Source organism: Chitinophagaceae bacterium, from assembly GCA_016710165.1.
Lineage (GTDB): Bacteria > Bacteroidota > Bacteroidia > Chitinophagales > Chitinophagaceae > Ferruginibacter.
On the sequence record JADJLJ010000002.1, the window covers coordinates 786,622 to 801,015 of the forward strand.

General features: G+C 45.1%; 12 protein-coding genes and 1 pseudogene. 2 read left to right on the top strand and 11 right to left on the bottom strand.

The window, feature by feature from the left end:
- Nucleotides 1-181: 181 nt before the first annotated feature.
- The 10 genes and pseudogenes from IPJ02_13915 to IPJ02_13960 form a co-directional block, all read right to left on the bottom strand.
- Nucleotides 182-1,522 (bottom strand): hypothetical protein, encoded by a 1,341-nt coding sequence (locus IPJ02_13915; GenBank protein ID MBK7376606.1) that lies wholly within the window; start codon nt 1,520-1,522, stop codon nt 182-184.
- Nucleotides 1,523-3,520 carry a hypothetical protein gene (locus IPJ02_13920; protein ID MBK7376607.1) on the bottom strand — a complete coding sequence of 666 codons (1,998 nt, stop codon included), beginning with the start codon at nt 3,518-3,520 and terminating at the stop codon, nt 1,523-1,525. It abuts the gene before it with no gap.
- A gap of 5 nt (nt 3,521-3,525) precedes the next feature.
- Nucleotides 3,526-4,188 (bottom strand): hypothetical protein, encoded by a 663-nt coding sequence (locus IPJ02_13925; protein ID MBK7376608.1) that lies wholly within the window; start codon nt 4,186-4,188, stop codon nt 3,526-3,528.
- Between the two features lie 101 nt (nt 4,189-4,289).
- Nucleotides 4,290-4,685: a VOC family protein gene (locus tag IPJ02_13930; protein ID MBK7376609.1), complete on the bottom strand. Its 396-nt coding sequence runs from the start codon at nt 4,683-4,685 to the stop codon at nt 4,290-4,292.
- A gap of 9 nt (nt 4,686-4,694) precedes the next feature.
- Nucleotides 4,695-5,465 carry a TlpA family protein disulfide reductase gene (locus IPJ02_13935; GenBank protein ID MBK7376610.1) on the bottom strand — a complete coding sequence of 257 codons (771 nt, stop codon included), beginning with the start codon at nt 5,463-5,465 and terminating at the stop codon, nt 4,695-4,697.
- 66 nt (nt 5,466-5,531) lie between these two features.
- Nucleotides 5,532-6,493, bottom strand: a pseudogene (locus tag IPJ02_13940) (MBL fold metallo-hydrolase).
- 22 nt (nt 6,494-6,515) lie between these two features.
- The gene (locus IPJ02_13945) at nt 6,516-7,205 is read right to left on the bottom strand and encodes an RteC domain-containing protein (GenBank protein ID MBK7376611.1); all 690 of its coding nucleotides are present in this window, start codon (nt 7,203-7,205) and stop codon (nt 6,516-6,518) included.
- A 104-nt stretch (nt 7,206-7,309) separates the two neighbouring features.
- A complete protein-coding gene (locus IPJ02_13950; protein ID MBK7376612.1) occupies nt 7,310-8,686 on the bottom strand; it encodes a T9SS type A sorting domain-containing protein in 1,377 nt (458 codons plus the stop codon).
- Between the two features lie 183 nt (nt 8,687-8,869).
- Nucleotides 8,870-9,604, bottom strand: a complete 735-nt coding sequence (locus IPJ02_13955; GenBank protein MBK7376613.1) for a LytTR family transcriptional regulator — start codon at nt 9,602-9,604, stop codon at nt 8,870-8,872.
- A 227-nt stretch (nt 9,605-9,831) separates the two neighbouring features.
- Nucleotides 9,832-10,707 carry a hypothetical protein gene (locus tag IPJ02_13960; GenBank protein ID MBK7376614.1) on the bottom strand — a complete coding sequence of 292 codons (876 nt, stop codon included), beginning with the start codon at nt 10,705-10,707 and terminating at the stop codon, nt 9,832-9,834.
- Nucleotides 10,708-11,068: 361 nt separating this feature from the next.
- On the opposite strand from IPJ02_13960, the gene IPJ02_13965 reads away from it, so the two are divergent.
- Together IPJ02_13965 and IPJ02_13970 are read left to right on the top strand one after the other, a co-directional pair.
- Nucleotides 11,069-12,394 carry a hypothetical protein gene (locus IPJ02_13965; GenBank protein MBK7376615.1) on the top strand — a complete coding sequence of 442 codons (1,326 nt, stop codon included), beginning with the start codon at nt 11,069-11,071 and terminating at the stop codon, nt 12,392-12,394.
- Complete coding sequence (locus tag IPJ02_13970; GenBank protein ID MBK7376616.1) at nt 12,391-12,813, top strand: hypothetical protein; 423 nt, start codon at nt 12,391-12,393, stop codon at nt 12,811-12,813. Before IPJ02_13965 ends, IPJ02_13970 begins: the two co-directional genes overlap by 4 nt.
- Nucleotides 12,814-13,021: 208 nt before the next feature.
- Here IPJ02_13970 and IPJ02_13975 read toward each other — a convergent pair whose 3' ends face one another.
- Nucleotides 13,022-14,323, bottom strand: a complete 1,302-nt coding sequence (locus IPJ02_13975; GenBank protein ID MBK7376617.1) for an aminotransferase class I/II-fold pyridoxal phosphate-dependent enzyme — start codon at nt 14,321-14,323, stop codon at nt 13,022-13,024.
- Between the last annotated feature and the right edge of the window lie 71 nt (nt 14,324-14,394).

A 14,394-nucleotide genomic window follows, 5' to 3' on the forward strand; every position in this document is an offset into this window, starting at 1 on the left:
GGCAGGACGCCTGTTGCTTGGATGGTGTAAAACTAATCAACCCATCACGGGTATGCAAACCAACTTATAACATGAATTGATTTCTCCAAAGAAAAGAAACAAGGCTGAAATGCCTGTTAATAAAGGGTTTGAGAAAATAAACGGTATGACAGCCAACGGGGATCCCGGCCTTTTTTACTGCTTAGAATTTTATCAGGGGCAGGTCATTTTTCATTTTTGTTAACGTTCCGTTCACCTGCAACTGTTCATTTTTCCGGGTAACAGAGAGATCGATCTCTGCAATATTGGATAAACTTCCGGCCATGGCATCCGGCAAATACCTGAAAAGATCCTTCGGTATTTTTGTGAGCGCCAGGCGGAAAAAAAGAACCGCTTTGATGCTTTCATCAACATGGGCACTGCTGTAATTGGAGGAAGTGATGGATATGCTGGTGGCCGTTTTTTTATTGCAGTAAGACTTCACCAGCGGCATGGGTAAAAAAACATCCCCGGAAGCAGTACTTTCCAGTTTATTGTTGCGCTGCAGGTAATTGTAAATGGAGGATATATCCTTCCCGTTGATGTAAAGAGCGAAAGAAGGCTCCTGTATCCTGTTCACCACCCGCTTTTCCACTTTGTTGAATTCATCATCGTATGTGTACGTGATGGCAGAATCAGTCCGCTCTGTTATGTTCTGCAGGTTTAAACTATACGATGTGTTGCTTTGAACAAATACAGAATCCATATCCAGGCTTAACGCTTTCGAAATGTTGTTTTTATTCAGCAGGTCAAAAACAGCAGGGGAGGGTTGTGTGAACCCCAGGACACAAAGTGAACCGGACGGGTAAATAAATCTCTCTTCTTCAAGGCTGTATTGGTTGCGGGGAATAACCGCACCGTTTATCCTGATTTTCTCCTTATCAAAACCGGCAGTGAGGATACCCGTTTCCCGGATCAGATCATTGGCTGCCATATAAACAGCCAGGTGGCTTTTTGCATCGATGGCTTTTTTTAATTCAGTACGGGCAATGAATTTCTTTTCTTTGAAAAGTTCCTTTGCCACCTGCCTGATGAGGTTGCTGTCCTCAACAGGGATGTTACCCGCCAGGATCTTTTCATCCTGCGCCAGCAGATAGATACCCCCGGGTTTGCTCACGTATTCATTGCTGTTTATCATTTCAAACCCGAATTTTTTCAAACCGGCTTCAAAGCCTGTTTGGCTTTTTATTTCAAGCAATACAAACCAGGTATTGAGCGGTTGTCCTTTGGAATGAAAGGCAAGGATATAATCGGGTAGTTTAACCATGTCACGCCAGCTTGTATCCCTGCTTTTCTTCTGGAACAGTTTGCCGGTCTTCCATTGGCCGGGGGTGGTTAGAAAATTCCAGATCAGGGTATTTGTCACCCTTTTTACGTCGAGGGCAATAACACAATCCGCACTGGCGGGCACTGCATTTTCACTCCAGGTCTTGTAAAAGAGTTTTACATAGCCAAATACCAGCAGGAAGGCCAGTATGATCCATACCCATTTCTTCCTGCCCATTTAATAAAGCTTTTTCTCTTTTTCCTGCCTGTCCTTTTCCATGATGCTGTTGATGGCATCCATCATGTTGAAAAAGAATTCCAGGCTGTTGCTGTGGTTGCCGGTAATGTTCAGGGTGGTGGTACCCTGTATCATGCCGTCCTTCAGGCTGCTTTCCATCTTCAGGTCGCCCAGGTTCTTAAGCAGGTAATCGGTGATCTTCTTATTTACATCCGTGCTTACCTGGGTCTCCAGTTTCGCGATCAGCTTTTTGCTGTTGATGTTCAGGGAATAATTATTGCTGAGGATGGAATTCCTTGTCTTTTCATCCGGTGCGAACCCTTTGTTGCTGATGGTCATGTCGATCACCTCCTTCGAAGTAGTGATGATCACTTTGCCATCCTTCACCATAAAGAACAGGCTGCTGAACGGGTATTGGCCTTCTTTAAAAGCAAGCTCATAATAGCCCCCTTCTTTCTCTTTATAGTTGTATCCGTCCTTCTCCGCATATTTCAGCGGAAGGCGGGTTATCTTTTTCATGAAATTCTCTCTTCTTGTTTCCAGTGCAAAAGTAAAATCAGGCGACAGTTCCTTCCTGGTCTTTTTCACTTCCTTGCGGTTGAATTCATCATCATACTCGTAATCGGTATAGTTCACGATCTGTGGTTTCATGTCGTGCATCACAAACAGGTAATTACCGGGCAGCAGTTCGGCAATGGCTTTTTCATCAATGATGATCTCCAGCAGGTCAATGTACAGGTCCATGATATCTGCATAGTCCTTTGTGCCGTAGATATTGGCCAGGTACTTCTTCATGTAGGTATAGTAATAATTGGCCATGGCCTCGGTATTGATGCTCATGGAGAAATAGCCGATGTTATCCGGGTTCACGTAGTTTACCAGCCCGTTGCTTTGTTTGCTGTTCATTACATTTTTTGCCAGCGCATCCAGTCTGGCATTTGCCGAGAATGTTTTTTGCTCCATCCGCAACCGCTCTTTTTCAAAATACATATTCACCGAGGACTTAAAGCCGTCTGATGTATCGGCATTGTAATTGCGGTAGCTGTTCAGGATATTAAAGGATCCCCGGTAAAAATATTTCCAGTACTGCTCCATGATGCTTTCTGTATTTATCCATACACTGGCATGGGCTGCCGGGTCAATGATCCGGGTATAGCTGATGTCATTCTTTATGGAAGCGATGTTCTTTGAAAAACTCCGCCCCATGATGTTCTCCGAAGCAGCCCGTTGCTGTTTGCCGGCGATCATATCCTGTTGCTGCCACAGTTCCCATTTTAAATTATTGAGGCTGTCCCGTATCTTATTTTCTAGATCTTCGTTTGCTTCATCCGATTCGGTTTCCATGGGAACCACTTCAATGGCCATGCTGTCCGGCATTATTACTGCGGTATCCACCGCAGGTACTTCCGTTATGGTAACAGCGGTATCAATCATTGCAATGGCCGAATCAGCAAGGGATACGGGCGCTTCAACCACCACGGCCGTGGAATCAGACGGGTAACTATAATAATTATCGTAATAGCTTTTCCGGTTCTGGTAGGTGGCATTCACGATCATGGCCGTGGTCTTGTTCCAGCCAATATAGGACCCGTCGGAAACGGGCAGGAAGTTGAACCCGTTTTTTTTGATGGTCTTCTTTTTAGCGCTGTAGTTTGCCTTCACCAATTTCAGGAACTGTGCCTCGTTCTTCAGTGGCAGCAGGGTTATAAAGTTCATGCAGGTATCTTCTATAGAGACATACTGGTAAATATCTTTCTCAAAATCGATCCCTATGTTCTGCAGCGATGTAAGCGTATCGATACGCAGGGTCTTAAAGAAGTCGTCCCGGATGAAACCATAGCTGTCTAATTTTTTCAGTGGCAGGCTCCTGCTGAAATTCTCCCCGGAATATTTAATTACCATTGAAGCGGTGGACGGTACCCGGTTCAGCAGTTCCTGTGCCTGCGTGGTTTTACCGGCAAGGCAGAAAAGGGCGAGGGATACGATGATCTTTTTCATTTGCATTAGTTGGTTAAGTTGATCTTGTTTTCTATTGATCTTTTTTCGTGAATAACATCCAGGGCATTCAGTTTCAGCATGACGGCCTTTTTGCTGGGTGCAATCCTGGTTTGGGTATTGCTGGCTCCCGCTACGGTAGATTCAAATTTAAATACCGCCGTGTAATTAGCTGTGGCAAATATTTCCTTGTCGGCATTGCTCAGCTTCTTATAATCGTCTTTAAAGGAATACTTGTTGAGCCTTTCAAATACACCGGCATGGTACTCATAGATCTTTTCCGGCGCTTTTTTGGAAGCGTTTTCTTTTGTATAAATGTTCTTCACAACATCATTCAGCCGGGCCACATTTTTAAAATCGCAGCTGATGCTGGTGATGAAGTTGTCAAAGTCAACCGATGTTTTTACGCTGCTGATGCCGGGGGTTTTGGCCACCGTCTTTTCGATCTCTGCTATGCGGTTCTTTATTTCTTCTTTGGATGGTACATCATGCCCGTTGATCGTTTTCATCTTCATAATGGAGTTAATCCTTGTTTTGCTCCTGCTGAGGTTGAGTACCAGTTGAAAATTCCCGGTGCCATCGGATTTTAGGAATACCTGCTCTACAATTTCAAAGCAGCCCGAAAGGGTGATGAGGCAGGAGAACAGGAGTAAATAGGCGGCTGTTTTCATGAAGGGTCAAGTTACGGCAAAACTACAGATTTATACAGGTAAGCTCGTGCTACAGGGCATGAATTTTTAGCCGGGAGGCCGGAAAGACACGACCTTTGATCTTATTGTCGTACCGGCTCAATAAGATCCCACAGGTTACCGTACAGGTCTTCAAAAACCGCAACGGTTCCGTAGGGCTCGGTTACAGGAGGCCGTACAAAATTTATTTTTTGGGAAACCATGTTGTTGTAGTCTCTCCAGAAATCATCCGTATATAAAAACAGGAACACCCGGCCGCCTGTTTGATCCCCCACCCGGCTTGCCTGTTCTTCGCCGGCGTCCTTTGCCAGTAATAAACAGCATTGCCCTTCGCCGGCTGGTTTTACCATCACCCATCGTTTTGTTTCACTCAGCCTGCTGTCTTCAACCAGGGTGAAGCTGAGTTTTTCAGTGTAAAATTTTATGGCTTCATCGTAATCGTTCACTACAAGCGCTATGTGGGCCATGTGTTGGTTCATTGGGATCTTTTAATAGTGCTGCATCAACCAGGATCGTATTGCATTCATTGACAAATGCTGGCCAGCCAGGATCCCATTTTCATCGATCAGGAAATTGTCGGGGATGGCATAAGTATTGAATCTCGCCGCAAATTTATTTGCCCTCCAGTCTGTTAGTTCGCAGTAAGCCTTCCAGGGTTGTTTATCGGCCTGGATAGCGGCAAGCCATTTCTCCTTACTGGCATCCATCGAGATGCTGATCACTTCAAATCCCTTGTTGTAGTATTTTTTGTACAGTTTTCTCAGATCGGGTATCTGTTCACGGCAGGGTACACACCAGGAACTCCATACATCGAGTAATATCACTTTACCCTTCAGGTCTGCAAGCAACAATTCATTGCCGGCTGTATCCGTTAAGGTCAAATGCGGGAAGGGTTTCCCGGTTTCTGCAACTGCCAGGCGCTTTAAGGTTATATCAGCCCAGGCCCTGGTTGCTGAATGCTGAATAGAACTGTCAACAAGGCTTACCAGTTCGGCTGCCTGTTTGTATGAAAGATTTATTCCCCAGTATATAAAAGTGAAATTAAGTTCATGGGCGGGATGTTCAGTTATAAATGAACGGATCTTGTTGAAAAGGTCCTGGCGTTTTACAGAATCAGAAGTATTTGAACTTTCATTCTTCTGAATGAAATCCTGCATTTGAGATAAATAAAGATTATTTGCCAGGCCCATACTGTCTGTTGACTGGCTGAAAGAGTGATTGAGGCAGGTGATCAGTATGAAAAACAGCAGGTGCCGCATGATTGTATATATTCAAAAAACAAACTAAAGGAACGACAATTTTTCCGGAGCAGGAATTATTTCCTGTTACAGTTTAATGATGTCATTGACCCCTGCAATATTAAACCCGTTTTTGATCACCAGCCCGGCCTGCCTGCTTTTTTTGTTCAACACCGGGTTGGTATGATTGAAGTGAATGAAGTAGATCTTTTTCTTTTCCAAAGGTTTCAGGTCTTTGAAAAGTTTCATGCTTTCAATGATGAACGGGTGCGGAATTTCCGAGATATCCCGGTTATTGATCTCCGCTGCATCATAAAAAGTGCCGTCAATAAATGCATAATCTACCCTGGCAATGGCTTCAATGATATTGGTCTTCCATTTCTCCCATTTGTCAATATCCGGGATAAAAAGGGCTGTTTTGCGGGGCCCGGTTATCCGGTAACCAACTGTTTCAGAAAACTCATCCCGGTGCGGAACGGTAAACGGGATGACCTTCAGACCGGGACTTAGCCGGATCTCTTTTTCATCATTCATTTCCTCCAGCAGAATATTTTTATTGGCCAGCAACTGGCTCCAGGGGCCGTTCTTTTCCAAAAATGTTCTCATCCGGGGCATGGTATATACGGGAACATTGGTTGCATTCATGGCCTCTTTGCCCAGGTACATCAGGCCGGAGTAATGCCCGATATGTGCATGCGTTAAAAAAATACCATCTGGTATCTCATCTCCCATGGCGGATGAAGCCTCATACAGCATTCTCATTTGTGCCGGCATATCGGGGTGGCTTCAAACAGGTATTTTTTGTTGTTTTTTGCATCGGTCAAACCCAGTGAAACCACTTTCCTGCTTTTATCGGGATGCAGGAAAAGGTCTTTGCAGCAATCCTTTTTACAGCCGATCTGGGGCGAACCGGCATCCTGCACCGTACCCAGTACGGTCAGGTATACATCGTTTAAGACAGGGGTGGCGATCATTGCCTTGCCGGACCCGGCCGGTTGTTTGCCCGCCACAGGCAGTGATAGTAAAAAAAAGAAAGTAAAAAACTTCATCGCATACCGTAAATGATACCTGTTAAAGAAACGAAATATAATTTAAAACAGGAAACATGCATCCTGTCATCTGCAATGAAAATTTAGTGTGTATTGCATATTCCGGAGGGGAGAGCAGGTTCGCCGGAAGAAGGGAGCGATTGTGGCGAAAACTTTTTTTTACATCGCCTTGCATCAGCATTTCCAGTTCTAACTCTACATGCAAACGGTATTTCCTGTGTCCCAGGATACGGGCTGCCATATAACCGGGTGAGATAGACCCCCTGCTTTTAATGGATGATTTACCCGGTAAATTATTGGCACGGCCCTGCCTGGTAAAATACATAGTATCCCTGTCGGTCTGGCCACCCGTATAATAATGGTAAAATTCCCGGTGCTGGTTATAGAATATTTCCACCCGCTTCAACTGGTGCAGCCAGTATGTAACAAGCTGGTCCTTGTCGTTTGATGGTTTAAATAAAACGGCATGGTAACGCAACGTGTAATATTCCATGGCAGCAATGAATAAGGGCTTGATGTTCTTAAAGAAATTTATCTCATCGGTCTCATGCCTGAATGCAAAGGACTCTGAATGGTTTTTTATCTTATTCAAGTAAAGAAGGGCGATGTTAAAACAGCTTTCCACCTTTTGTATTTCATTTTTGCAATGAGCTTCTGCCTGGTTGATCTCTTCCTGCATTTGTGCATAAAGCTGAAACGAACTGAGGTTCATACTTTTTTTATTTAGTACCTGTGACTGATCCCGGTTATATTGTCATGCTGAAGCGCTGCAACGGTTTCATGCAGGACCAAAAAAGGCCCGATTAAAAAAGGATATTATTGTTTAACGATCTTCCGTTTCCATACATGGTCCCCGGCCAGTATGGTCAGTATATAGATCCCGGCCGGGACCCGGCCGGGTATTCGTACCTGCCATTGGTTACCTGAACGGACAAGTTGCGGGCTGCTTATCTCATCACCAAAAGCATTGGCAATGGTTGCGGTAGCCACCGGGTAATTGCCGGGTAAACTAACAAAGAGCCGGTCAGAAAAGGGATTGGGATAGACCTGTAATGAAGAAGGGGGCTTTTGCACCGCTATTGCAACCGGGGAGTACGTAATGAATTTTGAGGCTGTGTCGGCATATTTTATCCTGTAATAATTCAAGCCTGTACGAACGATCGCATCCGGGTAGGTATAAAAGCCGGTATTGTTTTGCTTATCCGCAGCAACGGAATGAAACTCTTTAAATTGCCGGCCGTCTGCTGATGTCTCAATATAAAATACAGCGGTTGAAGAAGGGTTTTCCATTTTCCAGTAAAGGGTATTTCCACCGGGATGCTGCGCTGCATAAAAAGAAGTAAAACGGGTTGGTAAAACATGAATGGACCCGCAACTGACACAGCCATTGAAAATATTGGCCATTCCCCACGAAGGTTTGCAGCCAAAAGGGATGCAGGTGGAATCGATACGGTGGGTAAGCCCCAGGCATACATTGATGTACGGATTGGCGGTCGCAAGGGTATCCCAAAGCTGGGAAAATTCTGATACCGATACGCAGGCAGATGGTTCAGGAGCAAAATAACTATTCTTCACCTTGTTGTAGAGTACGGTCATTACGGTCTCACTTCCTTTTCCAAGACAAACACTGCCCACAGAAGACTGCGGATCGGTTATGATCCCGTGAAAATATGCTTTTCCCTTATTTACGAACCAGGAGTTGGCGTTGTTGATCACGAAGTACTGGTTATTCATTTTAAAAACGGATGCAGGAATGGCATTGATCACCACATTGGGTTTTGACGGGCTGGCCCAGCCGTTTTCCAGGGAAAGGTTCCGCAGCACTTCCAGGGTGCCGTAGTTATAAAAATAGCTATGGCCTCTTAATACGAGGCCGGCACCTTCACCATTACCGATCACGAAACGGGCGCCGGGCTGTACGAAAATTTTACCCGAGTCCATATAGAACTTATCGATGGTAAGATTGCCGCAGACGATCAATGTCCCTCCTTTAAGTGTAAGCATGTTATAGGCAGCCACGGGACCGTAATACCATTTGGTGGTACCGGCATTTAATACTTCACCGTCGGTTACCAACGGTTCTGTATTTGTGCAGGTTGCCATGGGGGCTGTTAAACATTGACTGAACAGGTGGGAGAGCGGGGTGCAGGCCAGGCATAAAACAATGACCAGGTACATGAAAAGGTTTTTCATACTGTTGAATTTTAGGATATAGAATTTGCCGGTGTTTATAATAGCAGCAACCAATACCAGCGGTTTGCAGCAGTTGCATGGTAAACCTATGGACTTACCCGGCGAAAATGTAATGAACCTGCAGCAGTTGAAAAAAATGCTGCATTAGTTGTTGAAATCTGAACACAAACAGGAACAGGGGTGCTATTCCCCCAGCCATTTTTTAAAATTGACGATCCGTTCCCGGCTGACGATCATCTCTTTTTCAACCGCAGGGTTCAGGTTTATTTTAAAACGGTTGCCGGGGTATGCATGAATGACCAATATGGAATGTATGGAGATGATATAAGACCGGTTGATGCGGAAAAACAGCTGGGGATCAAGAATGGTTTCCAGTTCATCCATCCGGTATTCAATCAGGAATTTCCGGTTGTCGAACGTTTTAAAGAAAATGAACCGGTTATCGGAGAAGAAATAAGCAATTTCCTCCACGGCAATGGATAATAATTTCTGCTGGTAGGTTACCAGGAACCTTCTTTTGATCGCCTGTTGCAGGGAAGCTGTTCCAACCGCCTCGCCCGGGTAACTTCCATTGTGATCATTCCTGTTCTTTGGCAGATGTACATCCCCACCCGGTGGCCCTGGGTTCAGTAAATATTTTTGCAGGTATTCCAGGTTACTTACCCGGAAGGCAAGATAGACCAGGTGGTTGCTGCTGGATGTGATGATGAGTTTTGCTTCTATGTTCCGGTGTGTGGTTCCCAGGATCTGCCGGTTGATAAGTACCAGGTCGGGAAGGGGGGCGGTATTGATCCTTTTCAGTAATGTTTCCACATCTTTCACCGCCGGCAGCACTTCAATACTGCTGTCGATGGAGTACAGGGTACGTATCACTTTACGGACCACGTGTTTTTCCGGCTCCACTATTATTACTTTCATAGACGTTGAAATGGCTTACTTTAACTGCAAGTTCATTTTTTCGACTCACCCGTTCAAGTGCAACAGGAATGAACCGGAAGAATCAATGGATGAGTTGTGCCCTGTAGAAGCGGAATTTCAGCGGCGACAGAAAGAAAAGGCAAAGACTTTAAACCAAAGCATCAAGGTAAGAGACCGGGACGAGAGATAATCGGTGTTAAGAAATAAAATTTTATTTTAATCCGGGTTTATTGCAATGGTTTCAATGCCGGACTGTTCTCCAGGAATAACCGGAAATTATGATCAGGCCGGTTGATGACGTCATTATGTTCTTTAAGGCTGTGGACGAAAATGACCTGGTTTGACCTCAGCATAGATGCGTTCACTTCTTTTTCCCCGGGATTTATGAAAGGAATATTTTTTTCACGCAGGCCCTGCATCATTTTCTCAGACACTTCATCTGTTCCACCTCCTTTATTGGTATAAAGATTAACGAACCGGTGCGACGGGGCTGCCTGTATCCAGTTCGTGAATTTATCCACCTGGCTGTACAGGCCATCGAATAAAATGGTTTGCTTTACTTCCACCCCTCCGTTCTGTAATATATGTGCCATTATCCGGAAGGCGCCGCTGTGTCCCGCCAGAACAATGCTGCCTGCTTCCGTTCTTTTCCCAATGATCTTTTCCAGTTTTAATTTATCCAGCACATCCTGTAACAGCAGTTTAAAAATATCTTTCTGCTCCAGTTTACCGCCATAACTATCCGGTGCATTCTTTGCGGATTCGGGTAAAACAAGTACCGCATTCCGGTTTGCTGCCAGGAATTGTTTTGCCAGTTCGAAGTATTCGGCCGAGCTATCAATCGTATTTCGCCATCCGTGAAACCAGAAAACCACATCCACCTGCTTCTTTACCTTTAATTTTTGCGGCACCATGATAAGTACACTGCTGTCGCTGTAATGTTCAGCCGCTGCATAAAATATGTTGTCATAGCGATGTCCTTTGACCCTGCCGGTATCCGGGAAGGAAGTGTACGAAGAAGCAATGCGGAAAATGAGCGGCTCCGTTTGGGCTGCGCATTGGTTTGATAAAAAGAACAAAATAACAGGCAGTAGTTTGTACATGGATGGTAAAGTTAGAAATTTTAAACAAGGCCTCTTTACCCGAGGCAGCGATGATGCGATAAGTTTATACGGTTGTTAATGATCCTTAACAAATCATGGCAAGGTATATGTTTAGTTGGGTTTACAAGCATAAAAACAGAAACATGAAAAACCCAGGTCTAAAAACTTCCCTCTTTCCCTTCAGGTATTAAATCCCCTGAGCTAACATAAATTCAGATTTTCCGGCGATGCAGATCCAGGTCCGGCGGGCATCTCATGCCCGTAATAGAATTACCAAAATTAAGTTCCTGCCAGAGCTATCAATTTTCTGAGAAACCAGTTTCTCTTATTTATTATTTAATAACCTATAAATTAATCCACTATGAAATGTGTAAAATTTAAAAATGCAATTGCCGTTTTAGTGATCGTGGCTTTTGCATTCAGCGCCTGCAAAAAGGAAGATATTGCAAAACCTGTGGCTGGTGCAGCACCTCTCACCGATTCAGTACCCACGGCGGATACTGCCCTGGGATCTTTGGAGAAAGTCACCGTTGCGGGAACCTACTACATCAGTCCGCTTGGCAGTAATCTGACCGGCGATGGTTCATTGGGTAATCCCTGGAAAACATTGTACAAGGCAACGAATAATGTTGGTATTGCAGGGAGCATCATTCATGTTAAAGCAGGTACCTATACCGAAGCCAATCAATGCAACCTGGCCCCCGGGGTAAGTATTGAAGGAGAAGGTGCTGCCACTACCATTGTCCGGAGTGTAAAAACAGGCGACTGGTCAACATTCCTTTCATTGGAATCTGCTTCAGATGTCAACGGAAATCAAAGTATCTCAAACATTACTTTCAACGGACTGTATGTGAGTGAGACCAATTTTAAAACCTGGATGGGGATATGGGTGTCCCGCAGGAGCAATGTTGTTATCCGCGATTGCAAGATCATAAATTTCCGCGACCGGGGCGTAATATTTGACGGCAATGGGGTACAGAATCCTTTATCGGATCCCGGTCATTATGCCACCGGAAACAAGTTCTATAACAATACGATATTGAACTCAGCACAAAATAATGGCCAGTATGGTGCAGGTTGTTTAAATATCGGTGGTCAATCGGGGATGGAAATCTACGGTAATACCATTATTCAGAACCAGCGTCCGAATTTCAAAAATGGCTGGCCCATTAAGTATTGGGAGAATGGCTGGCTGAAAGGTGTGAAAATTTACAACAACACCCTTAAGAAAGCCTACTACCAGGGTACGTATCCGGGTGAGAACGGGGATTGGGACTTCGCCATTGAACTGTTCAACATCAGCGGCCTGGAAATTGCCAACAACAAGATCCAGGGCAGCATCGACCTGAACTACAACTACAAAGGTGCTTACAATTACTCTGCATGGATCCATCACAACGTATTGGATCACCCAACCGTAAACTCGAAATTTGAAAGCGGTATCATCCTCGAATTTGCAACACAATCCAGCATCATTGAAGACAACGTCATCAACAACAGCAGTACCGGTATCCAGTTCAACACCGGGGACCCGGCAATAGCGGTGGTTACACATACCCGGCTCCGGCGGGAGGATACAGCGCACTTACAAACAATATCATACGGCGTAATTTATTCTCCAACATTTACCGGGGCAACGGAAGCGGTATCGGTATTTTCAGCGAAGGAACAGACGACCCGTATGTGAACGGTTTGCATATATATAATAATACCATCGTTGCCAGGGCGGGTGATGCACCGTGGTGGGGTATCGATTTCTCATCGCAGCCAAAAGGCAACTGCAGCAATATTAATATCCGAAATAACATTGTAAACGGTTTTGCAGGTGCTTGGATCGTGGGATCAACAGGTAGTACCCGTATTACTGGTATGGTTTTAACGCATAATGATGCTTTTGGTAATGGAAATGGGAATAGCCCTTCCTGGCCAGCAGGCAACCCTGCCAGTTATACCTACAGTAATAATTCAGCGGTTAATCCTTTATTTCTATCTGCCACTGATTTTAAATTGCAGGCTGCATCACCCTGTATAAATACAGGAGTGAATGTAGGATTACTTTTTACCGGTATTGCTCCCGACAAGGGCTATGCAGAAACCGGACAGTGATAATTTAATATCCGGCCAATTAAGCAAAGAGTCTCAAAAGAGGCTCTTTGCTTTTAAGTACAAAGACGGGGGGGAAATGGTTCGTGACAGGGACCAGGGTGATGCCTGCATGCCGGGACCTGTATGAAAATGGAAAAATATATGCAAAAAAAGATCCCGTCCGCAATCAGCAAACGGGATCCTCTTATAACTTATTACTTAAAACCTCCTACTTATTCTTCGGCCTGTCCCTCATATAATCAAAACGCTTGCCGCTCACCTCAGCCATGTCGGGGATGGATTCCACTTTGTATTCTCCTGCATCGAGTTTTTTCTTGGTTGCTTCAAATGCCTTCAGGGTTGTTTCAATGTCTTCATCGGTATGGATGGCAGAAGGAATAAGGCGGTAAATGATATGTCCCTTTGGAATTACCGGGTATACCACAATGGAAGCAAATATGCTGTAATTCTCACGGAGGTCCATTACCATGGCAGTGGCTTCTTCCACGCCGCCCTTCATATACACCGGGGTAACCACGCTGTCGGTATTGCCGATATCAAATCCCCTTTCCTTTAAACCCTTTTGCAGTTTCAATGCATTGCTCCATAGTTTTTCTTTCAGCTCGGGGTGATTACGCAGCAGTTCAAGCCGTTTCAGGTTGCCCACCACCAACGGCATGGGTAAGCTCTTAGCAAATATCTGGCTGCGGATATTGTAGCGGATATAATCAATGATCTGCCGGTCGCCCGCAATGAAAGCGCCGATGGATGCCATTGATTTGGCAAACGTAGAGAAATAGAGATCAATTTTATCCTGGCATCCCTGCTCTTCACCGGCCCCGGCCCCGGTTTTACCAAGCGTGCCAAAACCATGTGCATCATCCACCAGCAGGCGGAATGAGTACGTATCTTTCAGCGCTGCGATCTCTGTTAATTTGCCCTGGTCGCCTGCCATTCCAAATACGCCTTCTGTGATTACGAGTATACCGCCGGTCCCCTGTTTTTCAACCAGGGCTGTGGCACGTTGTAATTGTTTTTCAAGATCAAGAAGGTCGTTGTGCTTGAATACATAGCGGTGGCCTGCGTGCAAACGCAATCCATCAATGATGCATGCATGGCTTTCGGCATCATATACGATGATATCGTGGCGGCTGCATAGTACATCAATGATGCTTACCATGCCCTGGTAACCATAATTAAGTAATGCAGCATCTTCCTTCATTACAAATGCAGCCAGTTCCGCTTCCAGTTGTTCGTGCAGGTCGCTGTTGCCGCTCATCATCCTTGCGCCCATGGGTAAAGCAAGTCCGTATTTGGCAGCACCTTCTGCATCGGCTTTGCGCACTTCGGGGTGGTTGGCCAGGCCCAGGTAGTTATTCAGGCTCCACACGATCATCTCTTTGCCGCGAAACTTCATGCGGCTTCCTATCTCACCTTCCAGTTTTGGGAATGCAAAATAGCCATGGGCCTTTGCACGATGCTGGCCGATGGGGCCATAATTCTTTATCAGTCTTTCAAAAATATCTGCCATAATTATAATTGTGAATTTACGATCGGGGGGTTAAAGAATCTTTGTTGTTTACGTTAATAATTGCAGCGCAA

What these genes read in the sequence shown, in the direction of transcription:
- IPJ02_13915 (MBK7376606.1), bottom strand. Translation starts at nt 1,522, where the DNA reads ATGGGCAGGAAGAAATGGGTATGGATCATACTGGCCTTCCTGCTGGTA.
- IPJ02_13920 (MBK7376607.1), bottom strand. Translation starts at nt 3,520, where the DNA reads ATGAAAAAGATCATCGTATCCCTCGCCCTTTTCTGCCTTGCCGGTAAA.
- IPJ02_13925 (MBK7376608.1), bottom strand. Translation starts at nt 4,188, where the DNA reads ATGAAAACAGCCGCCTATTTACTCCTGTTCTCCTGCCTCATCACCCTT.
- IPJ02_13930 (MBK7376609.1), bottom strand. Translation starts at nt 4,685, where the DNA reads ATGAACCAACACATGGCCCACATAGCGCTTGTAGTGAACGATTACGAT.
- IPJ02_13935 (MBK7376610.1), bottom strand. Translation starts at nt 5,465, where the DNA reads ATGCGGCACCTGCTGTTTTTCATACTGATCACCTGCCTCAATCACTCT.
- IPJ02_13945 (MBK7376611.1), bottom strand. Translation starts at nt 7,205, where the DNA reads ATGAACCTCAGTTCGTTTCAGCTTTATGCACAAATGCAGGAAGAGATC.
- IPJ02_13950 (MBK7376612.1), bottom strand. Translation starts at nt 8,686, where the DNA reads ATGAAAAACCTTTTCATGTACCTGGTCATTGTTTTATGCCTGGCCTGC.
- IPJ02_13955 (MBK7376613.1), bottom strand. Translation starts at nt 9,604, where the DNA reads ATGAAAGTAATAATAGTGGAGCCGGAAAAACACGTGGTCCGTAAAGTG.
- IPJ02_13960 (MBK7376614.1), bottom strand. Translation starts at nt 10,707, where the DNA reads ATGTACAAACTACTGCCTGTTATTTTGTTCTTTTTATCAAACCAATGC.
- IPJ02_13965 (MBK7376615.1), top strand. Translation starts at nt 11,069, where the DNA reads ATGAAATGTGTAAAATTTAAAAATGCAATTGCCGTTTTAGTGATCGTG.
- IPJ02_13975 (MBK7376617.1), bottom strand. Translation starts at nt 14,323, where the DNA reads ATGGCAGATATTTTTGAAAGACTGATAAAGAATTATGGCCCCATCGGC.